The sequence below is a fragment of the Domibacillus aminovorans genome, from assembly GCF_001643235.1.
In the GTDB taxonomy this organism is placed as follows: Bacteria; Bacillota; Bacilli; order Bacillales; family Domibacillaceae; genus Domibacillus; species Domibacillus aminovorans.
Genome location: NZ_LQWY01000012.1, coordinates 261238 through 284022 on the forward strand (window position 1 = coordinate 261238; position 22785 = coordinate 284022).

The window sequence follows — 22785 nt, forward strand, 5'->3', positions numbered from 1 at the left end:
CTTACGTCAAAAGAAAATTCAATTATATTACTTTTTTATTGTATCAATTTATCTTCCACGTGTAAACCTTTTTTTCTCAGCATTGGTCGATCAAAGAAACTGAACACGACCGGAATAACAAATAGCGTTAAAAAAGTACTTGATAGTAAACCACCAATGACGACAATGCCTATCGGCTGATTGATTTCCGTTCCCTCACCGATGCCGGATGCGAGCGGTACAAGTCCTAAAATAGTCGTCAGCGCGGTCATTAAAATCGGCCGGACACGGTCCTTCACCGACTGAACAATGGCATCTGTTCCTGAGTAACCTTCCCGCTTTCGCTGTAAAATGTAATCAACGATGACAATTGCATTATTGACGACGATCCCAATGAGAATTAACACACCAATCACAGCGGGAATACTAAGCGGCAGCTGCGTGACAATAAGTGAAAGTGCAACGCCAATAATCATGAGCGGTACGGTAAACATAATAACGAACGGATATTTAAATGATTCATATTGCGCAGCCATTACGATATAAATAAGTACGACAGCGAGAATCATTGCCATGATCATATCATCTTTTGATTTATTCAAAAGCTCTTGATCTCCACTATAGGAGAGCTCTGTTTCATCAGACAAGTTCAAATCTGCGATTGCCTCATCTACTTTCGATGACACATCCCCAAGATTCGTTGTTGCTGCGTACTGTAACGTAAATTGTACGGCATCCTGTCCACCAATTCGCCGTACATTCACAGGACCGTCTTTTATTTCAATATCCGCTATCTCTTCAAGCGAAACGAAAGTCCCCGATGGCGTTTTGACAAGCATACTGCTCAGCCCATTCAGATTTTCTATCACATCTTCATCATATCGAACATAGACGGTCTTCACATTCGATGATTCTTCTTCAATGATTTGCGTCGCAAAAACACCACGCGTTGCATCATTGACGATTTGTGCGACTTGCGCCGGTACGAATCCGGCTGCCTGTGCTTCGGAGCGGTTCACTGTCATTTGAATCTCTTTCACCGTTTTATCGCGATTCGTTTGCACTTCAGTTACACCATTAATACCCATCATCGCCGATTCAATATCGGCTACTGTTTCATCTAGACGATCTTTATTCGCATCGCGGACATTAAATGTTAATGTTTGCGGCGCAGTACCCGATGCCGATTGCAGACTGAATGTGACCTCTGCTGTTTCATTAACTGAACGTGCCGCTTTTTCAGCTGCTGGTTTCACATCATCCACAAACTCAAAAATCGAGCGACTGCGCTCTTCCGTCATTTTCACATACATTTCCGCTTCGTTCTCTTTGCCTGTGCCACGGAACGAATCTTCCTGCGTAGAACCGATTAAACTGACATACACTTGCGTATCTTTTTCTTTCGCCAGCACGTCTTCTACCGCCTTTACCGCTTTATCTGTTTCTTCAAGCGATGTACCGTGTTCGGTTTCAACACGGACTGTGACAAAGCCTTCATCCGTCGGCGGTAAAAATTGTGTACCGACTTTCGTTAAGCTATAAATACCGCCAAGCAGCAGCACAAGTGCCATGCTAAGTACCGCAAAACGGTGAGCTAGCGACCATCTGACCGCCTTTTCAAACAGGACGAGGCGACGTGATTTTTGCCGTTTTATTTCGACATTTTCAGGCATTGCAGTTAAATAGCGGCTCGCCATCATCGGAACCACCGTTAATGCGACAACGAGTGACGCCAGTAAACTGAATGAAATCGTCAGCGCAAATTCCTTAAAGATTTGCCCGAGAATACCTGAAATAAAGACGACCGGTAAAAAGACGGCAACTGTCGTAAGCGTTGACGCCGTAATGGCCGTGCCTACTTCTTTCGCCCCGTCATAGGCTGCTTTCTTCGGATTTTTTCCCATTGACAGGTGCCGATATATGTTTTCGATGACGACAATGGCATTATCGACAAGCATCCCGATTCCGAGTGCAAGTGCACCGAGCGTCATAATATTTAAATTAAATCCAGCAAAATACATGAGCACAAATGTCATAATGACCGAGTATGGAATCGCGACACCAATAATAAGCGGACTTTTAATGTTGCGCAAAAAGAAAAACAAGATCGCCATCGCAAGCGCGCCTCCGACAATAAGCGAGTTGGCAATGTTGCCGATCGCGAGACGAATGTAATCCCCCTGGTCAAATAAAATATCGGCCTGCACACCCTCATATTGATCTCTTAATAACAACTCATCTAACTTTTCTTGAAATTCTTCTGACACATCCGCTGTATTCGCGTCTGATTCCTGTAGAACACTTAGTAAAATGGCTGGTTTCTCATTCGCACGCGTTACCGTGTCTTCGTTCAGCGGCTTCAATTCTACCGTCGCGATATCGGAAATCTTGACTTCTTCTCCATTTAAAGGGTTAACGGAAATCGTTAAGTTTTCAATGTCAGCCGCTGTCGTTAACTGACTCATAATGCGTGTCGTTAACGTTTTCTCTTCTGATTCGACCGTGTTGCCCGGCAATGAAATGTTGTTGGCTTGAATCAATTGAACAACATCCGACTGACCGATCCCGTATTCCTCAAGCTTCTCTTCATCGAGTTCAACGATGACTTCATCAGCTGTAACACCTGTTACCGATACGTTAGCCACTCCTTCTACTGACGATAAATCAGTCTGTAATGTTTTGGACAACTGCTCAAGATCAACCTCTCCATCTGATTGCAATGACAGCTGAATAATCGGAAACTGGGACGGATCAAATTTCAAAAACTGCGGCTCGCCGGCGCCCGTTGGCATTGGCGTCTGACCGATCCGTTGCAGGACATCATTTTGAACTTCATCAATGTTTGTGCTCCATGAAAACTCAAGCAAAATGAAGTTGGAGCCTTCCTGTGATGTCGATGTAATCGTATCAATTCCTGGAAGCGTCGATAAACTGGCTTCCAGCGGCTTCGTAATTTTTTCGGACACTTCTTCCGGCCCTGCTCCGTCATACGTTGTCACGACAACCGCAATGGGCGGATTCAAATCCGGAATGAGTTTCAATGGAATACGCATCAACGACACGATGCCAAGAATGATCACTAAAAACATTAAGACCGTCGTAAAAACCGGCCGATCAATGGAGAATTTACTGATTTTCAATCTTTCTCCCCCTCTGCGATTTGCACTGCTGTCTTTTCACTATACCTAATATTTCCTCGAGTTAACAAATTCAAACGGATTCGGTTCCACAAAAAAACCGACCTTAACGTTAAGATCGGTTTTCTTTCGTGATCGTCCAGCCCGTGTATCCATACAAAATCGTCAACAGGGGACTGGCTAAACAAAAGAATGCGAAAAAGAAATAGTCCGTCACCGGAACACCGAGCACATCCGCAATAAAGACACCGCATACGCTCCATGGAACAAGCGGATTCACAACGGTTCCTGCATCTTCAAGTGTCCTTGATAAATTCTTTTTTACCAGTCCCAATTTTTCAAAATGGCGGCTAAACGCTTCACCTGCAAGTAATATGGATAAATATTGCTCACCGATTACGACGTTGATCCCTATTGCGGAAGCAGCTGTCGCAGCAATCGAATGCCCTGCCGTTGTTAGTTTTCTCTCAATTCGTTCAAATAGACACGGAATAACGCCAAGTGTAAAAAGCAAACCACCAAGACTTAATGACAGCAATATAAGCGACACTGTGAACATCATGCTATCGATTCCTCCCCGTGACAGCAATGCATCCACTTCAGCATTCCCTGTGTCGGACACAAAGCCGGCAAATAAAACGGCCGCTGTGTCTGCGATTGATTTTCCCGAATGAAGAAAAGAAAACGCTGTGGCAAACGCTGTACTGGCTGCCAGCGTTAAGAGCGGGGGCGTTCTTCTAACTGAAAGGATAACAAGCAGTAGAGCCGGCAACCAAGAATACCAGTGAATAAAGCCCATCTCTTGAATAGTGTCTCTCATCCGCTGAACATCTTGAAATGAGCTACCATCAAGATCGGGAGACAAAACCGCAAATCCGACAAGTGATAGGATAAAGGCCGGCACTGTCGTCCATGCCATATTTTGAATATGAACGAACAAATCCACACCAGCGATCGATGCGGCTAAATTGGTTGTGTCTGATAAAGGCGACATTTTATCACCAAAAAAAGCACCGGACACTACTGCGCCTGCTGTAATAGCGGCTGACGCATCCATCGCAGATGCCACCCCGACAAGCGCAACGCCAATTGTCGCCACTGTCGTTAATGAACTGCCAATAAACAATCCGATTAATGAGGCAGTTAAAAACACAGCACCGTAAAAAAAGCCGGGCGATACAAAGAAAAAAGCGGTGTCCATTAGTGCGGGAATCGTTCCTGACAGCAGCCATGCACTAATTAACAGCCCGATCATGAAAAAAATAAACACGGCTGAAATTCCTGATTTCGCTCCGTCTACCAGTCCTTTTTCAAGAGAGACGTATGGAACGCGCTTCATAAGGCCAAACAGAATCAGAACGAAAATCGCCACAATGACCGGTATGTGCGGTACTGTTCCCGCAAAAATAATCATTGTACTTATAATGGCCACAATCATAAAAATTAAGCTCATTGCTTCAAAAAAAGCGGGTTGATACACCTGCTTTATGTTAAACATTTCAACACCCCTGATTCCTTACACATTTTACACGTCTTATTATTGCGAAATAAAAATCACCCGTCAACATAGAAAAGCCCCTCTATGAGCAAGAGAGGCTACCTTGTTCCATTTATCCCATTAAGTTGTACAAACGAATATTTTCATGTTTATCCTGGAACCAGCGCAGCGCAAAATCATTTTCGAATAAAAAGACGAGTTTGCCTGCACGATCTCGAACGAGCGTGCTTCTCGATGATGACATGGAATCTTTAATGTCTTCTTCATTTTCTATCCAGCGCGCAATTTTCGATCCGATTGATTCCATCCGTACTGCCGAATTGTATTCACCTAGCATGCGGTGTTCGAACACTTCAAACTGAAGCTGGCCGACCGCACCGAGAATGTATTCTTCTGTACGAACCGTTTTGTATAATTGTATGGCACCTTCTTGAACGAGCTGATCGATTCCCTTATGGAAACTTTTTTGTTTCATCACATTTTTAGCGGCTACTTTCACGAACAATTCCGGTGTAAACTGAGGCAATTTTTCATATTGAAAAATCGGTTTACCACTAGTGATCGTATCACCAATCTGATAATTACCTGTGTCATACAACCCAATGATGTCGCCACTTACCGCTTCATTGACCGTACTCCGGTCATCCGCAAGAAATTGTGTGGACTGGGATACTTTCGTCGTTTTTCCCGTCCGTGCAAGTGTCACAGCCATCCCACGCTCAAATTTGCCTGAGCAAATACGTAAAAAGGCAATCCGGTCACGATGAGCTGGATTCATATTTGCCTGTATTTTAAAAATAAAGCCCGAAAATTGTTCATTTAACGGATCAATTTCACCGATGTCGGCTGTACGCGGCTGTGGCGCCGGCGCAAATTGCAAATACGTTTCTAAAAATGTCTGCACGCCAAAGTTTGTCAAGGCGCTGCCGAAAAATACGGGTGACAATTCACCGGAATCAATTTTCCCCCGTGAAAAATCATTTCCTGCTTCATTAAGCAACATAATATCGTCCATTGCTTCTATATAATGAGATGTTTGTTTAATCGGATGATCTGCGGCAATATGTCCCTCTTCATCAAGCGATAAAAAACGATCGGCCTCTTCTGTCCGGAACTGTTCGACCCGTTTGTTATAGCGGTCATAAATGCCGAAAAATTCTTTTCCCATCCCGATCGGCCAGTTCATTGGATACGACTGAATGCCGAGGACTTCTTCTAATTCTTCTAACAGTTCAAGCGGCATTTTCCCCTGACGGTCAAGCTTGTTAATGAATGTGAATATCGGAATACCTCGCATACGGCATACTTTAAATAATTTTAATGTCTGTGCTTCAATTCCTTTCGCCGCATCGACAATCATGACCGCACTATCTACAGCCATAAGCGTTCGGTACGTATCTTCACTGAAGTCTTGATGCCCTGGTGTATCCAAAATATTGACATTAAAATCTTTATATGCAAACTGCATAACAGATGATGTAACTGAAATACCACGTTGCTTTTCAATTTCCATCCAGTCAGATGTCGCAAATTTCCCTGACTTTTTTCCTTTCACCGTTCCCGCATCTCGAATTGCGCCTCCAAATAAAAGCAGCTTTTCGGTCATAGTCGTTTTCCCGGCATCCGGATGAGAGATAATCGCAAATGTCCGTCTTGATAATACGTCTTCTTTAAATGATGTCATACTCTTTCTTCCTTTCCATTCTTACACATTTATAGTCTGTCAATTCAGATAACATATATAGTAAGTGTTTTTAATTTTTACGTCTTTTTCAAACAGTTCAATAGCCGACGGATTTAATTATAAACTAGACAGATGTTTTGTGTAACTAAAAATTAAGGAGTGGCCATGTTGACGTATGTATGGGAATTATTCGACATATGTATCGTTCGTTCTTGAAATCGACTTTCTTTTTTCAACGAATAGATATCATAATTAATTGGCCATTTATTTTTTAAATATTCAGAATATATTTTCATTGACTTTTTTGGTTTTTTATTTAAGATAGCGGGAATACATAAACCAACACAGTATTACAATTTAAATTTTTAGGAGGAAAAAAATCATGGGCTTTATTATGTTCTTAATTGTCGGTGGAATCATTGGCTGGCTTGCAGGACTTATTCTAGGTAAAGACATTCCGGGTGGAATCATTGGCAATATCATTGCAGGTATTATCGGCGCATGGATTGGTGGCGCACTCTTTGGCAATTTGGGTCCAGACATTGGTGGTATGGCGATTATTCCAGCTTTAATCGGTGCGGTTATTCTCGTTGCTATCGTAAGCTTCATCCTTAAAAGAATGCGTCATGCCTAATCACAAAAAAGTGTCACTCCGCTCAGGCGGGTGACACTTTTTTTATGTTAATGTTTGAAATGCTTGATCAAAGTCACGGATTAAATCATCCGGCGATTCAAGACCTACTGACAAACGAAGAAGACCGTCTGTTATGCCACGTTTATTCCGTTCTTCTAGCGGCATCGCGGCGTGAGACATTTTTGGCGGATACGATAAGATTGATTCAACCGCACCAAGACTTACGGCAAAAACCGGAATCTTTACATTGGCGCTAAACTGACGAACAGCGTCTTCATTTTCAAGTTCAAATGATAAAACGGCGCCTCCCCCTGATGCCTGGCGGAAATGTATAGAATGACCTGGATGAGCAGCCAGACCTGGATAATACACATTTTTCACGTGCGGATGCGAAGCTAAATAATTTGCTATTTCAGCCGCACCTTTTTGTGATTGTTCTAGCCGGACAGACAATGTTTTTAATCCACGCAGTACGAGCCAGCAGTCCTGTACTCCTAATACGGCACCAAATGAGTTTTGAAGCGCATAAACCTTTGATGCGATGTTTTCATCCTTTGCGACAGCAAGACCTGCTAACACGTCACTATGGCCCGATAAGAACTTCGTTGCACTGTGTAAAACAAGGTCGACTCCGAATTCGATTGGACGCTGCAATACAGGCGTTAAAAACGTGTTATCAAGGAATGTCAGACAGTCATTTGCTTTCGCAAGTTTGACGATCCCTTCAATGTCGGTCACTTTTAAAAGAGGATTGGACGGTGTTTCCATGTAAATGACTTTCGTGTTTGGCTGAATCGCTTTCGCAACTGCATCGAGATCCGTCATATCAACGAATGTATGTTCAATACCGAATCGTGTCAATACCGCTGTTACCATGCGGAATGTGCCGCCGTATACGTCTTCTGTTACGACGACATGATCTCCTTTAGATAATAGAAGAAACGCGGTTGAAATCGCCGCCATCCCGGATGCAAACGCAAATCCGCGCACGCCTCCTTCTAGTTCCGCAATCGCCGCTTCAAGTGTTTCACGCGTCGGATTTCCTGACCGGCTGTAATCGTACTGGCCAAATGAATCAAAATCGGATTGGTGAAAGGTTGATGCGTGCTGAATCGGTACACTAACTGCCCCTGTATGCGGATCAAATTTATGGCTGTTATGAAGCAATTTTGTTTGAAATGTATAGTCGCTCATCTAATCATCCTTTCATCTTTTCAAATGCTTGCGTTAAATCCTCCATCAAATCTTCCACGTGCTCAATGCCGATTGAGAAACGCAGAAGCTTATTACAGATACCATTTGCGATTCGTACATCTTCAGGAATATCCATATGTGTCTGCGTCGCAGGATACGTAATGAAGCTTTCTACGCCCCCAAGGCTTTCCGCAAATGAAATCAACTTCATATTTCGCAAAAATGTATTGACCCAGTCTTCCGATTTTAAACGGAACGAAAGCATCCCACCTTGTCCGGGATATAACACATCTAAAATATCATCGTGTGTTTCTAAAAACGCAGCGATTTTTTGCCCATTTTCCGTGTGCTGCTTCATACGCAGGCTGAGCGTTTTCATCCCGCGGGCAAGCAGCCAGGAATCAAACGGTGACAGCACCGCACCAATCGCATTTTGAAATTCAAATACTTTTGCCGAGAGCTCTTCTCCTTTTACTGCGATAAGTCCAGCAAGTACGTCATTGTGACCGCCTAGATATTTCGTCGCGCTATGGAGAACGATGTCAGCCCCTTGCTCGATCGGACGCTGCAGCACCGGTGTATAAAACGTATTATCAACAATTAAAATTAAGTTATGTTCTTTTGCAAAAGAAGCAACTGAAGCAATATCTGTTTCCTTCATTAATGGATTCGTTGGTGTTTCTAAGAAAATGGCTTTCGTTTTATTTGAAACGTGCTTTTTCGTTTTAGTCAAATCCTCAAAGCTGTCGTATGTAAATGCCAGGCCGAACTTTTTCCATCCTTTTTCAAACAGACGGTATGTGCCGCCATACAGATCAGCTGAAACGAGAAATTCATCGCCTGGCTCAAATAAAGATAGCAGCGTATGAATGGCTGCCATGCCAGATGAAAAAGCAAAACCTGCATCCGCTCCTTCCAGGTCTGCAATCGCTTTTTCAACGACTTCACGTGTCGGATTGCCTGTACGTACATAATCGTATCCCGTTGACATACCGATTCCTTCGTGACGGTACGCTGTAGAAAAATAAACAGGCGGATTAATTGTACCTGTTGGATTATTTGTCCGGTTGCCAATTTGCGCTAATTTCGTTTCAATATTTGTCATCACTATCGCTCCTTTTCATAAAAAAAACAAGCCTTCATGGAAGAAGGCTTGTTTTTACACTTCTTCTCATCTCCCGGACGGTATCGGTCCGCTGGATTTAGCACCTTTGCCCTGCGAGGCCGGTTGCTGAAGCATCGTCGGGCCAGTCCCTCCGCTTCTCTTGATAAGGTATGTTTAATTAGTCTTATTTTTTATAATGTACAGGAAAATGAGCTCAATGACAACCTTTTTATTGTATAAATTGTTTGTCAATCAATGCTGCAAAATCTGGTTTTTCTTTCAAAAACTTAAGATCATATGAGGATGCAGCAAATTCCTTTACCACTTCTTCATTAATATCTGCTGTATACGTAATCCGTTTCCATGCGCTGTCAACGACATCTACAGGCAGTTCCTGTTTCGTCGTTTCTTTAATATCTGCAATCGTTAACGTTTTTGTTTCATCCGGGTTACTATTAATAAAGTCAATCGCTTTTTCATGGGCACTAACAATTGATTGAACAAGCTCAGGGTTTTTCTCTATTAAAGCACCATTTGTTGCGAGAACCGAGTTCGGCAGCGTCGTTCCGTATGAAATTTCTGTACTATCAACGATGATTTTTGCATTTTCTTCTTTGACAAGAAGAGATCCCCATGGCTCTGGAACAGCAGCCAGATCTACTTTTCCTGATTCAAATAAGCCCGCATATTGCGCCGGTTTCCCTGTCGTATGCTTTAACGTACCGCCGATCCGGTTTGATTCAATGCCATAATCGCTAATGAACGTTTCCATTTGAACATCGTGTGTACAGCCGACACCCGGTGTGATAAACGTTTTTCCTTCAAAGTCTTCCACTGTTTCAATCCCGCTGCCATCGCGTGCAACGATCACTGTCCCACCTGAAGAGCTTCCCGCAATTACTTTCACGTCTGCTCCATTTGTAAAGTTATTCATAACCGGTCCAGGACCGACAAGGCCCGCATCCACATCACCGGTTTTGAGCGCTACCATAAATGCGCCACCGTCCGGGAATGTTTTGTACTCCACATCATATTCGTCGCCAAGTGCTTCTTCATAATACCCTTTTTCTTTGGCAACAATCGCTGGAACGTGATCAAGATTCGGGAAATAGCCAATAACGATCTTTTCTTTTTCGCCTTCTCCTTTTTCACTTGACCCGCACGCTGCGAGTGTTAACGCTGTTGCCGCGGCAATAAAACCAGCTGCCCATTTCTTCTTCATATTATTATCCTCCCTTAGTTCATATCCAGTCCCCAGCGTTTCATAACGTTTCGTTCAATACGCTGGAAGAAAATCAAATCTACAATCGAGCCAATGACACCAATTAAAATCATAACAGCGATCACGAGGCTCATATCACCGAAATCTGATGCATATTTCAGCGTATAGCCGAGACCGGGCCCTGTACTTAAAATTTCAGCAGCCATTAACGCTCGCCAGGCAAATGCCCACGCAAGACGCATGCCCGTTACCGCATAGGGCACAGATGCCGGTAAAATAACGCGAATAAATTGATCAATCCCTTTTGAGCCCATCGTTTCCGCGGCACGTATGTAAAGCGGCGGTACATTTTTAATACCCATTCGCATATTAATCGTCATCACAAGCGTTCCACCGAGCACGACGATAAAAATAACGGCTTTTTCGTTTAAACCAAACCACATAATGGCCAATGGAAGCCAGACGATACTTGGCACGCTTTGTAAAGCAAGAATGAGCGCACCGAGCGTGTCATCCGCTGTTTTGGATTTTGCCAGGATAATGCCAAGCGCTGTTCCAAGAGCGAGTGAAATAGCAAGGCCAATAAACAACCGAGTAAAACTAGCCCGTAAATCATACAAAAGCGTCTTATCCACAAATCCGCGTTTCATTGCTTCCCATACATCAGTCGGTTTCGGCATGACATCTGGTGTCCACCCTCCCGCTCTGACGATAAACTCCCACGCAATAACTAAAACAATAAAAAAGATAAATTGCTTACCGATTTTCTGCATATGATAATTCCTCTTTTACAACTTTATCGATTTCTTCTTTTAACAACTGGTTAATTCGTTTCTCAAGCTCTATCGTTTCTGGCGCATCGAAGCGACGCGGGCGAGGCAGCTTAACTGGAATGTCCGCAATAATACGCCCTGGCCGCGTTCCCATAACGATAATGCGCTCAGACAGTTTAATGGACTCAGAAATACTATGTGTAACGAACAAAACAGTTTTTTTCGTCTCCAGCCAAATACGTTCCAATTCTCCATGCATACGTGTTCGCGTTTGTTCATCAAGCGCACCGAATGGTTCATCCATTAATAACACTTTCGGATCCATCGCAAATGCCCGGGCAATCGCGACACGCTGTTGCATACCGCCGGATAATTCATGCGGATAATGCTTGCCATAATTAGACAGCTGCACCATTTGCAAATAGTGGCGCGCCTTTTCGATAGCTTCTTCTTTTTTCATTTCTTTTTTATAAGGAAACATGACGTTTTCTTCCACGTTTAGCCATGGAAATAACGCAGCCTGTTGAAAAACCATCCCTCGGTCTTGACCAGGCTTTGTGATCGGTACACTATCGAGTAAGATTGTGCCGCTTGATGGTTTGACAAGACCCGCGACCATAGATAAAAGTGTTGATTTTCCGCACCCTGATGGTCCCAGTATTGAAATAAACTCTCCTTCTTCAACAGCTGCCGAGACATTGTCGAGCACAATATTGACCACTTTATTATTTGTATATTCTTTGTTAATTTGATTAATTTGCAAAAACATCATAACACCTACTTATTTAGTAATTCCTATATATTAAATCAGATTTATACGTATTATACGTTATACCTTGAAATTGTCAACAGCCGTGACAATATCGAATAAAAAACTCATCTTTCTGAATTCTTTATGTATAAACAAAAGTTTACAGCATATAAATAAGGAGATTATAAATATTCTTTAATTAAATATTAATCTTTTGTAAATTTTATGTTAAGATATAAACATAAGTATTGACAAATGGATTGGAGGAAGGAGTGTCATGTGTTATGACAGTAGCTGAATTTTTTGGAGGAGTCGAATATTCTGTTACACAATTTGCTGTGCAGCTTACGAAAGAAACAGAAGAGAAAATCGCAAAGCGCGAATTGTTTTACAAAGATCAGATTACCCGCTACATTGATCACCGCGCAACATTATTCATCCAATCATTACCCCTCACTTTGGCCGTCTCAGCGGTAATGAAAAAAGAAATAAAAACACATGTTCTTTTTAAGCTGAAACCGGTTATGAACCGTCATATCGTATTCCATGTAGTAAACTAAAAAAGAGACGCTTCGCAAATTGCGAAGCGTCTCTTTCATGTTGTTAAAATAAGATGGAGTGCTTTTGCATGAACAGTAACTTGAACCGGGGTTGTACCGATCTGTTCCCCATCGACCATAATGGAAATCGGTCTATCTGTATCGATTTTCACGACTTTCCCTTTTTTATAGGTAACACCGTGCTTTAAAACAGGGGTACCACGCAATAGTGCCGGGAACAGCTGAAAGAGAATATTTCTCCGCTTCACTGTATGAAGCATCGTTACATCTAATACACCGTCTATCGGGTGTGCATACGGACAAATAACGAGTCCTCCGCCGTAAGATGATGTGTTTCCGCAGGCAAGTAGCCACGTTTCATCTGATACGAACTTGTCATTGTCAATCATGATTGTGCTTTTAAATGGTTTAAATAACAGTGACGATAAAATCGCTCCGATCATATAAGTAAATGAACCGGCCCCTATCTTATTAAACCACTTTTTATAAAATGCTCTATTTATACGCTCCGCAATATCTGCGTCAAGTCCTGCTCCTGCGACCGTTAATCCATAGCTCGTATTCACTTTCATTACATCAATCTGTTTTCGTTTGCGGGCGGTAAGCAACTGATCTACAAATTGACCTGGATGATCCGTTAAACCGAAAATGCGGGCGATATCATTTCCTGAACCTGCTGGTAAAACAGCGATCGCTGTATCCGTATAGACAACATCCTGCAAAATGGCATTGACTGTTCCATCACCGCCAATGACCACTACGGCTTTTACTTTAACTTCCTGCATTTTTTTCCAGACAAACTCACGTGCCGATGCTTCCGAACCGCCGATCAGTGCATCGTACTGGACGTGCTTCTTTTTTAAGTGCCGTTCCACTTTTGTCCAGAGTGACCGGGCGTTCCCGCTTCCTGATGATGGGTTGACAATAATAAGGTAAATATGGACCACTCACTTCTTTATGACAAGTATGACTTGAGTTGTTTATTATTTCACATCCACTTGATGCTCTTCATGTTCATGTAGTCCTTCGTCATTTTCAACATGAACTTTCACGGTGAACGCACCTGCTTCTGTAAATGTGTAGGCAGCTGTATATTCGCCTGGACTCGTTTCTTCCGCATCAGCCCATGTATGTTTTTCAGTATTGCTGTTGTTCCAAATCTCATAGCGGACTTGGGCTTTCTCCAATGGAGCTCCTTCATTTTGCAAATGGGCTGTTAGAATCGTTTCTTTTTCAGCTTCCACACCGTCAGGCTCCATAAAATGCATAGAAAAGCCTGTCTCACTTTCTCCATGTTCATGCTCATGAAGCTCTTTTTCTTCCTGAATAGCTTCATCATGAGCAGCACCCGTTCCAACGGTAACGGACTTTTTCGGCATCGTGTGAAGCCCTCTCGCTGTTACGTGCACTTGCACCGTAAAAACACCATCGCGGTCAAATGTCGTTTCCGCTTCATACGTACCATCATTATTATTTTTCGCTTCAATCATACTGCTTTCTTCTTTTGCTCCTTCTTCCCACACTTCAAACTCCACTTTATCTGCATCTGCTACTTTTTCGCTTCCCTGTGTCACAACTGCTTTCATTGCTATTTTCCCATTTACTTCAACAGTTTCTGGAACTTCAAGCTGGACCTCAATCGCCTGTGGTACTTCAGATTCCTCCACTTTTCCTTCTTCTCCGCCGCACGCAGAAAGCACAGCCATGACCAAGGCCAACATAATCATCCAATATTTTTTTTGCATATGTACTCCTCCCCTGCTTTTATTTATCTCTATTTTAAAGGCAGCATCAACCTTACCTATTTTATCTCATTTACCAACTAAAATCTCTATCATTCTATCGTCTTACTTTTAATGTTTCATAAATCGATGATGATAAAAAGAAGGAAGCACACATGAACATTCTTTTTCCTCCCAAGGGTCTAACACTTTGTTTCCAAAATGAGAGGTCATCTTCAATCCAAATTTGTGCATTCCTAACATAAAAATTCCTGCTAACTGTTGATCATACTTCATATTAAACGGAGATGGAAACAGCTCCTGAGCAGAAGATGAAGATGGCAGACAAAGTTCTAATGTGAGTTGCATAAGATTAGGATTACTCACCCCATCTATAAAAGCACTGAAAATGAACAGTAAACAAGCAGGCATTAGAATCATCCCGTTCAAAAATGCATATCGTTTCCTTTGACCTTTACAATAGCGTTGATTCGGATCTGGGGATGCAAGAGGCCACCACATACTAAAAGATAACGCTATTAGCAACAACATATAGCCATTATGGAGAAAGGAATGTTGCAGAATCACATCTAAAACAATTGGTAAATGGTAGATAAAAAATAATACAGCAAAAACAATTAAAGATATCATCGGTGGTAAAAAAAACTTACTTATTCCTCTAACGAGTGAAATTTTCCGTACTTTCTGAAATAATGATTCAGGAATCCCTAACAAAAAAACAGGAGGGATAATAAAATATAAAATACTCATCTGAATCATATGCATACTGAATGAGAGATGCCCCATTGCTGATAAAGGACTGGCAATAGTTACGTAAAATAGAAATAAACTGAAGAAAAAGAGAAGTGGTTGTTTTTGATACATTTCCGTTTTTGTAAAGGCTTTCATTAATATAATATATAGTACAGCTACACAAATAACGCCTATTAAATAGGGGGGATTCCATAACGATTGACCGCTAAACAACATTTCAAAAAACATGCTATCACTCCTTTTGTTCTAATCGTGTTAAAATTTGTTACCCTCTTATTCTATTAGCCTTGTTTATTTCTTCTATAACGTCGTTATATATCGATAATCGACCATCCTATAAAATGATGTCATTCATCTTACATACTAAAAAATACTAGTACTTATAGGTTTTTGTATAATGTCATCGATTAAGATTGATCATATTAAACTCTATGTTTTAAGTATTGTAAAAAACGGAAAGCTGTTATAATTGTTGTTAAACAACAACATTTATAACAGCTTTCATTGATTATACTATTCGAGCAGAAAAGGATGTTGACATTAAGCATTCACCGTCTTCATTTATAAAAATAGCCTTGAATTTCTCGTTAGTGAGAAACATCAAGGCTTTATATCGTTCATTATTCTCTTTCTTTTTAATTGCTGCCTTCAACAGCCGCTTTCAGTTCTACAGCGGCCTGTTTTACGTCATCTGCAAGGCTAATCGTTGAAATCACCGAAACACCGTCTGCGCCAGCAGCAATAACAGGCGCTGCATTATCAATAGTAATACCGCCAATGCCTACGATCGGGATAGTAAGATTTTGGGCCCGCATCGTTTTAATGAGTGCCGTTCCGGCAACTGGCCCCGTATCGGTTTTCGTACCTGTCTGATAAATCGGACCGGTTCCGACGTAGTCTGCACCGTCTGCGATTGCTTTTTTCGCTTCGTCCATCGTATGAACAGATACACCGACGATGCCTCCGTTTATTTTCCCCCGGACGCTAGAAGCTGCTTCGTCTTCCTGTCCGATATGTACACCATCCGCGCCAATTTCAACGGCCAGTTCGATATCATCATTTACAATAAACGGAATATTTGCTTCTCGACAAAGAGCTTGTAGACGAACAGCCTGCTCTTTTTTTGCGCTTCCTGCCAATGCATCTTTTCCCTTTTCGCGAAATTGGAACATTGTAATACCGCCGTCAATCGCTGCTTGCAATGTCTCTTCAATCGACCGTTTGCAGTTAGGTGTGCCTGCGATAAAGTAAACGGCCAGTTGTTCTCTTTTCATTAGCATCCACCTCGCTGCCGGTACGCCCAGTGATTCGTCGGACCGTGCCCGCTGCCGATGTTAATTCCATCTTCAATCGCCGCCTGAATAAATTGTTTCGCCATTTCAGCTGCTGTTCGCACAGATGCACCTTTCGCTATCGCTGCTGTCATCACGGCAGAAAATGTACAGCCCGTTCCATGCGTATGTTTCGTGTCAATTCGCTTTCCTGTAAATGTGTGGAACTCTTCACCATCGTACAGTAAATCATATGTCACGGCTCCTTCGTCATGTCCGCCCTTAATAAGCACATTTTTCACACCGAGTGCCGCAATCACTTTCGCTGCCTCTTTCTTATCTTCCTCTGATTTAATCGTTCGCTTTGAGATCACTTCTGCTTCCGGGATATTCGGGGTCACGACGAGCGCAAGCGGCAGCAATTTTGTTTTTAATGCTTCCATCGCTTCTTCCTGCAATAGCGGCGCGCCTCCTTTTGCGATCATGACTGGATCCACGATAACATTTGTAAAATGATGTTCTTTTATTTTCATTGCGACTGCTTCAATAATGTCAGCCGAGAATAACATGCCCGTTTTCAATGAATCTACGCCAATATCCGATGCAACCGCATCAATCTGCTTCTCAATCGCTTCCACACTCATTGGGTACACACCGTGAACGCCGAGTGTATTTTGTGCAGTGACAGCTGTTAATACGGATGTGCCAAATACACCAAGCTCTTGAAATGTCTTTAAATCGGCTTGAATACCTGCTCCACCCCCACTGTCCGAACCAGCAATGGTTAATGCTTTACGAATCGTCATTGCTTCCATTCCTCCCATTTCGCCTGTTGAATGATTTCATCTCTTCCTGTTAACGATAATTCATTTAAAAACGCTGTGGCAAACGTACCTGGACGATTTGGCCCTGATGTTTCTACTGCGCGCTCGGCTGCTACCCCGTAAAAGATGAGTGCGGCGGCCGCTGCTTTTGCATAGTTTTTTTCGACTGCACAAAACGATGCGATCACAGAACCGAGCAGACAGCCCGTTCCTGTCACGCTCGTTAAGATCGGATCGCCATTTTGAACAATAAATGATTCATTTCCTGCAACAACATCTTCCGCTCCTGTAATAACGCACGTGACGCCGAGCATTTTTTCTGCTTCTTTTGCAAGATGACGAACATTCGCATTTCCGCCGCCATCCACGCCTTTTACTTGAACCGATTGTCCACATAAAACCGCAATTTCACCGGCATTTCCACGTAAAATGTCCACATTTACTTCCGCTAAAATTCGTTTTGCACTTTCGGTCCGGTATGGTGTTGCACCTGCTCCAACAGGGTCAAATAACACCGGAACACCCGCTTCGTTCGCTGCTTTTCCTGCTAAAATCATTGCATCGACTTTCGATGCAGTTAACGTACCGATGTTTAACACAACTGCACCGGCGATTTTCGCCATATCAGCTGCTTCTTCCACTGCATCTGCCATGACCGGTGAGGCACCGAGTGCAAGCAGACCATTAGCCGTAAAGTTTGTGACGACTGTGTTCGTTAAATTATGTACGAGCGGTTTATTTTTTCTGACATGTTCAAGCAATTCTGCTGCAAATACATTGTTCATCTATTTTCATCCTTCCTACTTTTTAAAAATGTTTGTTTTCTGTAACCGAATGGCTACAATGACACCAAGAATAGAGCCCGTTATACTGCTGATGAGAAAGGCTGGCATAAAAAAGAGGGCGGCTGCTTCCATTCCTAAAAATAGATTTGCTATTGGTACGGATACAAGAGATGCTATTACACCCGTTCCCATGATTTCACCCGCTGCCGCAAATGAAGGCTTCTGCCATTTCTTATAAGCATAACCTGCGAGCAGCGCGCCAATCATACTTCCAGGAAACGCAAGAAGCGAACCGATCCCTAACAAGTTTCGAACAACAGCTGTCATAAAAGCAATGACAAGAGCTGGACCTGGTCCAAGCAAGATCGCAGACAACACATTGATAGCATGCTGCACAGGATACGCTTTGGCCACACCCGCCGGGAACCAAATAAATGTGGCGCCAAGTACAGAGATGGCTGTCAACAGTGCCATGATCGCCATATTTTTCGGTGAAAACATAAAATTCCTCCCATACAAAAAACCAGATCAGCAATACGTCTGATCCGGTTTGTCGTCAGTGATTGCTACTTCCCTACGCCGGTATTAACCGGATCAGGTAGTTGGGGTTAGGATAAGAATTCCCTCTCAGCCATGATATCGGCACCCCCAGTAGTCCTGTTTATTTTTTCATTAATTTTTGTACGGTCACAATAAGTTCTTCAATGACTTCAAGATCGCCTTCTTGAATGCGTTCAGTCACGCATGTTTTTACATGCCCTTCTAAAAGCATCGCTGCTACACTGTTTAATGCAGACTGTGTCGCGGCAATTTGCGTAACGATATCATCACAGTACATATCTTCTTCAATCATGCCTTTTATTTCGGGAATCTGTCCTTCAATGCGGTTCAGACGCGTCACTAATTTTTTCTTGACACTTTCGGGATGGTGGCTTTTCTGCTCTTCGGCGGCACATGCCGCGTGTTCTTCCATCATGGCCGTCAACTCCTCTTATGCCAACTATAATAACATAAAAAAGACCGGCGCGGGGCCGGTCAACATTGATTACGCTTCAAATACGGTTACTTTTTTCATTTTGTCGCCTTGTTTCATGTTTTTAGCTGTTTCTAAGCCTGATGTAACCTTTCCAAAAACAGTATGAACTCCATCTAAATGAGGCTGTGGCTCATGTACTAAGAAGAACTGACTTGAACCAGTATCTTTCCCTGCGTGAGCCATTGATAAGCTTCCTGCCTCATGTTTGTTAGGATTGTTGGCAGTTTCACATTTGATCGTAATGCCGCTTCCGCCCATTCCTGTACCTGTAGGATCGCCGCCTTGACTAACAAACCCCGGGATTACTCTGTGAAATACAACGCCATCATAAAAACCTTCATTCGCCAATTTTTCAAAGTTAGCTACTGTGTTAGGAGCATCCCCTGGGAAAAATTCAATCTCAATTTTTTCGCCATTTTCCATTTCAATCGTACCTTTTTTAGCCATAACAAACATCTCCATTTCAGATAAAATTAATCAGTCTTTATGATAACATTATTACCGTCATAAAAAAAGCAGAGAGCTTTTTATCATGCCTTTACCTTCTACGACTCATAATTTTTGTTTTTTCCCATAAACATTTTACTCCTACCTTTTTGTGAAATGTTTTCCGCTTTCAAGATGGCTCTTTTTTTCATATAATAGAAGTATTCTAGAAAAGGGAGTGTGATAGTGATGAAGACACGTCCCGGATTGCTGTGGAAAGCAGCTGTATTGTTTTTACTGCTTGCAGCCGGTGTATTCTGGTATGTACAGAAAACAAATGTAACGACCGTTATTCCATTTTCGTCAGTGGAAAACATTATCCAAAAAGAAAAGGGACAAGAGGTCGGACTAGAAGAACATCCAGATGGTACTCTTCATATTTCCACGCAAAGCGGAGAATATACGTCTTATATTTCACCCGGAAGTACAGCTGTGGATCGATTGAATGAAACGTACAATATTCGCTACGAATATGTAAAAGCGGAGGCGTATGAAAATTGGATCGCCATTGGTTTCATTTTAATCATTGCTGGAATCGGGTTTTATATTTATCGCAAGAAAGGCGGCGTTGGTGTTGCCCATTCAATGAAAAACAGTGTCTCTCATGCCCGTCCACTGCCGAATATTACATTACAAGACGTTGGTGGTTTGTCAGATGAAATGAAGGAAGACATCTTGCAAACACTTTCCATATTGAAAGAAAAAGACTTGTCCACACGACTTGGCATCGAACCGCCACGCGGCATTTTATTGTACGGGCCACCGGGTACGGGAAAAACATTGCTTGCCCAAGCCATTGCCCGTGAAATGGGTGCTTCCTTTTTCTCATCAAGCGGATCAGCTTTTACCGAATTATTTGTCGGCGTCGGCGCATCACGTGTTCGCAATCTGTTTAAAGAAGCCCGGAAACAAAAACCAGCTGTCATTTTTATCGATGAAGTGGATGCGCTGGCTGGCCGCCGAAAAACAAATGGCGGTGAAGAAGGTGAAAAAACATTGACCGAACTGCTCGTACAGCTCGACGGCGGCCACGATAACGACGGGCTGCTCTTCATTGCTGCAACGAACCGGAAAGATATGCTGGATGAAGCGTTTCTTCGTCCCGGCCGCATCGATTTCTCGTTTCATGTGACACTTCCCGATGCAAGAGGCCGGAAAGAAATTATCGACATTCATGCGCGCGGCAAAAATATGGCGGACAACGCCGCCGCCATGCTACATGATTTAGCTGAAGCAACCGTCGGCTTTTCCGGCGCTGAACTGTCTGCTTTATTTGAAACAGCTAGCAGAAGCGCGATCCGGAGTGGCCGTGACACAATTGAAAAGAAAGATTTTGACTACGCGCTTGACCGGACCATTCTCGGCACGTCAACGCGTCCGCTCGCCGATCCAGCTACGAAACGGCGTGTTGCGATTCATGAAGCGGGACATGCTCTTGTTGCCGCACTCACAAAGCCAGGTTCCGTCCGAAAGGCGACGATCATTCCGCGTGGACATGCCCTTGGCTATGTAGCACCTGTTCCGAAAGAGCTTCACTTATCAACGGCAAGTGAACTCATTGACCAAGTAGCGATGATTTTATCCGGTGGTGTAGCAGAACGGCTTTATCTCGGTGAACATTCCATCGGTGTCAGCGGTGATGTGCAGCAAGCCAAACAAATTTTAGTACGGATGGTGGATACCGGTATTTTTCAAGATCGGTTTACCATTACATTCCGACAATCCGACAAAGAAACAAAAATGATTGAATTGTTTGAACTGGCATTAGCACGTTCCGAAACCCTTATTGAAGAACACCGAACGGCGTTTGACCGGCTCGTTGAAGCACTGATGACGCAGGAAACACTTGAAGGAATTGAAATCGAAGCGCTTATTCACCAATTTTAAAAAAGGAGGTCTCCGAGTGCCGGAGACCTCCTTTTTTTCGTTAAAGTACTTTGCTTAAAAATGCTTTCGTTCGTTTATGCTGCGGCTTATCAAACAGCGCTGTCGGTTCATTTTGCTCGATAATGTAGCCGTTATCCATGAAGATGACGCGGTCCCCCACTTCACGAGCAAAGCCCATTTCATGTGTGACGACGATCATTGTCATTCCGTCTTTCGCCAGCTGTTTCATGACCTCAAGCACTTCGCCGACCATTTCCGGGTCAAGTGCAGAAGTTGGTTCGTCAAATAACATAATTTTCGGCTCCATTGCAAGCGCACGTGCAATCGCCACACGCTGCTTTTGTCCGCCAGAAAGCGACTCGGGATAAGCGGATGCTTTTTCTGCAAGACCGACTTTCTCCAGAAGCCCCATTGCTTTTTCCTCTGCTTCTTTTTTCTTCATCTTACGCACGTTCATCGGCGCAAGCGTAATATTATCAAGAATCGTCTTATGCGGAAATAAATTAAAGTGTTGAAACACCATACCAACATCGGTGCGAATGGTATTGATATTTGTGTTTTTATCAGTTAAATCTTTCCCATCAATGAGGACTTGACCCCCGTTAATCGTCTCAAGCATATTTAAACAACGAATAAACGTTGATTTCCCGGAACCGGATGGCCCAATCACAACAACAACTTCCTGCGAATCAACATCCAGTGAAATATCTTTTAAGACTTCATTATCCCCAAACGATTTTTTTAAGTTTTTAACGGAGATCATCAGTTTTCATTCTCCTTTCAACGTAGTTCATCAAGTACGTAAGAGAAAGTGTCAGCACTAAATAAATAAGGGCCACGGTCAGGTACGGTTCCCAAATACGAATATACTGCCCGGCTGCTGCACGGCCCCAATACATGAGCTCCGGCGCCGCAAGAACGGATCCGAGAGAGGATTCTTTTAACAGGACGATAAATTCATTGCCGAGCGGCGGAATAACGCGTTTCACTGCCTGCGGTAAAATAACAAGTTTCATGGCTTGCACGCGCGTCATTCCGAGAGAACGGGCCGCTTCCATCTGCCCTTTATCAATCGATTGAATACCTGCACGAAAAATTTCCGCAATGTACGCCGCGGAATTTAATGAGAGTCCAATAATGAGAGATACGAGTGGATCCGAAGGTGACATAAACATCGGCACAATCCCAAAATGGATAATTAACAATTGAACAAGTAATGGCGTCCCCCGAAAAATATTAATATAAATATTAAATGGCAGCCGAATAAGTTTATTCGAGGACATATTACCAAGAGCAATAAACAAGCCTAGAATAAGACCTATTAATATGCCAGCAAGCGACACGCCAATTGTTACGGCCATTCCTTTCAAGAAAAACGGCATGTAATCCTGAACGATTTCAAAACGAAAATCCATACTATTTTTCTCCTTTCTTCCGCCAAAAACGGCTGTCCATAAAAAAGGG

At 42.9% G+C, this 22785-nt stretch carries 22 protein-coding genes and 2 riboswitches; of the genes, 3 read left to right on the forward strand and 19 right to left on the reverse strand.

Annotated elements, in window-relative coordinates; all coding sequences use genetic code 11:
• Positions 1–35 precede the first annotated feature (35 nt).
• The 3 genes from AWH49_RS06430 to AWH49_RS06440 all read right to left on the reverse strand — a co-directional run bounded on the left by AWH49_RS06430 (position 36) and on the right by AWH49_RS06440 (position 6298).
• Positions 36–3119, reverse strand: coding sequence for an efflux RND transporter permease subunit (locus AWH49_RS06430; RefSeq protein WP_063965017.1), 3084 nt, complete (start codon positions 3117–3119; stop codon positions 36–38).
• Between the two features lie 109 nt (positions 3120–3228).
• Positions 3229–4614: a Na+/H+ antiporter NhaC gene (gene nhaC / locus AWH49_RS06435; protein WP_063965018.1), complete on the reverse strand. Its 1386-nt coding sequence runs from the start codon at positions 4612–4614 to the stop codon at positions 3229–3231.
• 112 nt (positions 4615–4726) lie between these two features.
• Positions 4727–6298: a peptide chain release factor 3 gene (locus AWH49_RS06440; RefSeq protein ID WP_063965019.1), complete on the reverse strand. Its 1572-nt coding sequence runs from the start codon at positions 6296–6298 to the stop codon at positions 4727–4729.
• 382 nt (positions 6299–6680) lie between these two features.
• On the opposite strand from AWH49_RS06440, the gene AWH49_RS06445 reads away from it, so the two are divergent.
• On the forward strand, positions 6681–6932 hold the full coding sequence (locus AWH49_RS06445) for a GlsB/YeaQ/YmgE family stress response membrane protein (RefSeq protein ID WP_034290182.1): 252 nt from the start codon (positions 6681–6683) through the stop codon (positions 6930–6932).
• 42 nt (positions 6933–6974) lie between these two features.
• Here AWH49_RS06445 and metC read toward each other — a convergent pair whose 3' ends face one another.
• The 5 genes from metC to AWH49_RS06470 all read right to left on the reverse strand — a co-directional run bounded on the left by metC (position 6975) and on the right by AWH49_RS06470 (position 11995).
• Complete coding sequence (gene metC, locus AWH49_RS06450; protein WP_063965020.1) at positions 6975–8126, reverse strand: cystathionine beta-lyase; 1152 nt, start codon at positions 8124–8126, stop codon at positions 6975–6977.
• A 4-nt stretch (positions 8127–8130) separates the two neighbouring features.
• Complete coding sequence (locus AWH49_RS06455; protein ID WP_063965021.1) at positions 8131–9231, reverse strand: methionine biosynthesis PLP-dependent protein; 1101 nt, start codon at positions 9229–9231, stop codon at positions 8131–8133.
• A 63-nt stretch (positions 9232–9294) separates the two neighbouring features.
• Positions 9295–9401: riboswitch (SAM riboswitch) on the reverse strand.
• Positions 9402–9460: 59 nt separating this feature from the next.
• Positions 9461–10453: an aliphatic sulfonate ABC transporter substrate-binding protein gene (locus AWH49_RS06460; RefSeq protein ID WP_063965022.1), complete on the reverse strand. Its 993-nt coding sequence runs from the start codon at positions 10451–10453 to the stop codon at positions 9461–9463.
• Between the two features lie 14 nt (positions 10454–10467).
• Entirely contained in the window at positions 10468–11226 is a 759-nt protein-coding gene (locus tag AWH49_RS06465) for an ABC transporter permease (RefSeq protein ID WP_034290175.1), read from the reverse strand.
• Positions 11210–11995 carry an ABC transporter ATP-binding protein gene (locus AWH49_RS06470; RefSeq protein WP_034290173.1) on the reverse strand — a complete coding sequence of 262 codons (786 nt, stop codon included), beginning with the start codon at positions 11993–11995 and terminating at the stop codon, positions 11210–11212. The genes AWH49_RS06465 and AWH49_RS06470 overlap by 17 nt, the downstream gene beginning before the upstream one ends.
• A 266-nt stretch (positions 11996–12261) precedes the next feature.
• On the opposite strand from AWH49_RS06470, the gene AWH49_RS06475 reads away from it, so the two are divergent.
• Positions 12262–12537, forward strand: coding sequence for a hypothetical protein (locus AWH49_RS06475; protein ID WP_063965023.1), 276 nt, complete (start codon positions 12262–12264; stop codon positions 12535–12537).
• 35 nt (positions 12538–12572) lie between these two features.
• Here AWH49_RS06475 and AWH49_RS06480 read toward each other — a convergent pair whose 3' ends face one another.
• From AWH49_RS06480 to AWH49_RS06520, 9 genes are all read right to left on the reverse strand, one after another.
• The gene (locus AWH49_RS06480) at positions 12573–13484 is read right to left on the reverse strand and encodes a diacylglycerol/lipid kinase family protein (RefSeq protein WP_034290169.1); all 912 of its coding nucleotides are present in this window, start codon (positions 13482–13484) and stop codon (positions 12573–12575) included.
• Between the two features lie 36 nt (positions 13485–13520).
• Positions 13521–14282, reverse strand: coding sequence for a FixH family protein (locus tag AWH49_RS06485; RefSeq protein WP_063965024.1), 762 nt, complete (start codon positions 14280–14282; stop codon positions 13521–13523).
• Between the two features lie 108 nt (positions 14283–14390).
• Positions 14391–15260 carry a cytochrome c oxidase assembly protein gene (locus tag AWH49_RS06490; RefSeq protein ID WP_063965025.1) on the reverse strand — a complete coding sequence of 290 codons (870 nt, stop codon included), beginning with the start codon at positions 15258–15260 and terminating at the stop codon, positions 14391–14393.
• A gap of 407 nt (positions 15261–15667) precedes the next feature.
• Entirely contained in the window at positions 15668–16306 is a 639-nt protein-coding gene (gene thiE, locus AWH49_RS06495) for a thiamine phosphate synthase (protein WP_018392169.1), read from the reverse strand.
• Positions 16306–17109 carry a bifunctional hydroxymethylpyrimidine kinase/phosphomethylpyrimidine kinase gene (gene thiD / locus AWH49_RS06500; RefSeq protein WP_034290164.1) on the reverse strand — a complete coding sequence of 268 codons (804 nt, stop codon included), beginning with the start codon at positions 17107–17109 and terminating at the stop codon, positions 16306–16308. The genes thiE and thiD overlap by 1 nt, the downstream gene beginning before the upstream one ends.
• Positions 17106–17912: a hydroxyethylthiazole kinase gene (gene thiM / locus AWH49_RS06505; protein ID WP_063965026.1), complete on the reverse strand. Its 807-nt coding sequence runs from the start codon at positions 17910–17912 to the stop codon at positions 17106–17108. The genes thiD and thiM overlap by 4 nt, the downstream gene beginning before the upstream one ends.
• 15 nt (positions 17913–17927) lie before the next feature.
• Entirely contained in the window at positions 17928–18413 is a 486-nt protein-coding gene (gene thiW / locus AWH49_RS06510) for an energy coupling factor transporter S component ThiW (protein WP_018392166.1), read from the reverse strand.
• A gap of 53 nt (positions 18414–18466) precedes the next feature.
• A riboswitch (TPP riboswitch) is annotated at positions 18467–18572 on the reverse strand.
• Position 18573: 1 nt separating this feature from the next.
• Entirely contained in the window at positions 18574–18888 is a 315-nt protein-coding gene (locus tag AWH49_RS06515; RefSeq protein WP_063965027.1) for a metal-sensitive transcriptional regulator, read from the reverse strand.
• 69 nt (positions 18889–18957) lie between these two features.
• Positions 18958–19395: a peptidylprolyl isomerase gene (locus AWH49_RS06520; RefSeq protein ID WP_034290157.1), complete on the reverse strand. Its 438-nt coding sequence runs from the start codon at positions 19393–19395 to the stop codon at positions 18958–18960.
• 228 nt (positions 19396–19623) lie between these two features.
• On the opposite strand from AWH49_RS06520, the gene AWH49_RS06525 reads away from it, so the two are divergent.
• Positions 19624–21321, forward strand: coding sequence for an AAA family ATPase (locus AWH49_RS06525; protein WP_034290155.1), 1698 nt, complete (start codon positions 19624–19626; stop codon positions 21319–21321).
• Positions 21322–21361: 40 nt separating this feature from the next.
• Here AWH49_RS06525 and AWH49_RS06530 read toward each other — a convergent pair whose 3' ends face one another.
• Together AWH49_RS06530 and AWH49_RS06535 are read right to left on the reverse strand one after the other, a co-directional pair.
• Positions 21362–22084, reverse strand: a complete 723-nt coding sequence (locus AWH49_RS06530; protein WP_034290153.1) for an amino acid ABC transporter ATP-binding protein — start codon at positions 22082–22084, stop codon at positions 21362–21364.
• Entirely contained in the window at positions 22071–22736 is a 666-nt protein-coding gene (locus AWH49_RS06535; RefSeq protein WP_063965028.1) for an amino acid ABC transporter permease, read from the reverse strand. The genes AWH49_RS06530 and AWH49_RS06535 overlap by 14 nt, the downstream gene beginning before the upstream one ends.
• Between the last annotated feature and the right edge of the window lie 49 nt (positions 22737–22785).

Bases quoted from the DNA above. Each gene is read 5' to 3' on its own strand.
- nhaC (WP_063965018.1), bottom strand. From the start codon at position 4,614: ATGTTTAACATAAAGCAGGTGTATCAACCCGCTTTTTTTGAAGCAATG.
- AWH49_RS06440 (WP_063965019.1), bottom strand. From the start codon at position 6,298: ATGACATCATTTAAAGAAGACGTATTATCAAGACGGACATTTGCGATT.
- AWH49_RS06445 (WP_034290182.1), top strand. From the start codon at position 6,681: ATGGGCTTTATTATGTTCTTAATTGTCGGTGGAATCATTGGCTGGCTT.
- metC (WP_063965020.1), bottom strand. From the start codon at position 8,126: ATGAGCGACTATACATTTCAAACAAAATTGCTTCATAACAGCCATAAA.
- AWH49_RS06455 (WP_063965021.1), bottom strand. From the start codon at position 9,231: ATGACAAATATTGAAACGAAATTAGCGCAAATTGGCAACCGGACAAAT.
- AWH49_RS06460 (WP_063965022.1), bottom strand. From the start codon at position 10,453: ATGAAGAAGAAATGGGCAGCTGGTTTTATTGCCGCGGCAACAGCGTTA.
- AWH49_RS06465 (WP_034290175.1), bottom strand. From the start codon at position 11,226: ATGCAGAAAATCGGTAAGCAATTTATCTTTTTTATTGTTTTAGTTATT.
- AWH49_RS06470 (WP_034290173.1), bottom strand. From the start codon at position 11,995: ATGTTTTTGCAAATTAATCAAATTAACAAAGAATATACAAATAATAAA.
- AWH49_RS06475 (WP_063965023.1), top strand. From the start codon at position 12,262: ATGACAGTAGCTGAATTTTTTGGAGGAGTCGAATATTCTGTTACACAA.
- AWH49_RS06485 (WP_063965024.1), bottom strand. From the start codon at position 14,282: ATGCAAAAAAAATATTGGATGATTATGTTGGCCTTGGTCATGGCTGTG.
- AWH49_RS06490 (WP_063965025.1), bottom strand. From the start codon at position 15,260: ATGTTTTTTGAAATGTTGTTTAGCGGTCAATCGTTATGGAATCCCCCC.
- thiE (WP_018392169.1), bottom strand. From the start codon at position 16,306: ATGAAAAGAGAACAACTGGCCGTTTACTTTATCGCAGGCACACCTAAC.
- thiD (WP_034290164.1), bottom strand. From the start codon at position 17,109: ATGACGATTCGTAAAGCATTAACCATTGCTGGTTCGGACAGTGGGGGT.
- thiM (WP_063965026.1), bottom strand. From the start codon at position 17,912: ATGAACAATGTATTTGCAGCAGAATTGCTTGAACATGTCAGAAAAAAT.
- thiW (WP_018392166.1), bottom strand. From the start codon at position 18,413: ATGTTTTCACCGAAAAATATGGCGATCATGGCACTGTTGACAGCCATC.
- AWH49_RS06515 (WP_063965027.1), bottom strand. From the start codon at position 18,888: ATGATGGAAGAACACGCGGCATGTGCCGCCGAAGAGCAGAAAAGCCAC.
- AWH49_RS06520 (WP_034290157.1), bottom strand. From the start codon at position 19,395: ATGGCTAAAAAAGGTACGATTGAAATGGAAAATGGCGAAAAAATTGAG.
- AWH49_RS06525 (WP_034290155.1), top strand. From the start codon at position 19,624: ATGAAGACACGTCCCGGATTGCTGTGGAAAGCAGCTGTATTGTTTTTA.
- AWH49_RS06530 (WP_034290153.1), bottom strand. From the start codon at position 22,084: ATGATCTCCGTTAAAAACTTAAAAAAATCGTTTGGGGATAATGAAGTC.
- AWH49_RS06535 (WP_063965028.1), bottom strand. From the start codon at position 22,736: ATGGATTTTCGTTTTGAAATCGTTCAGGATTACATGCCGTTTTTCTTG.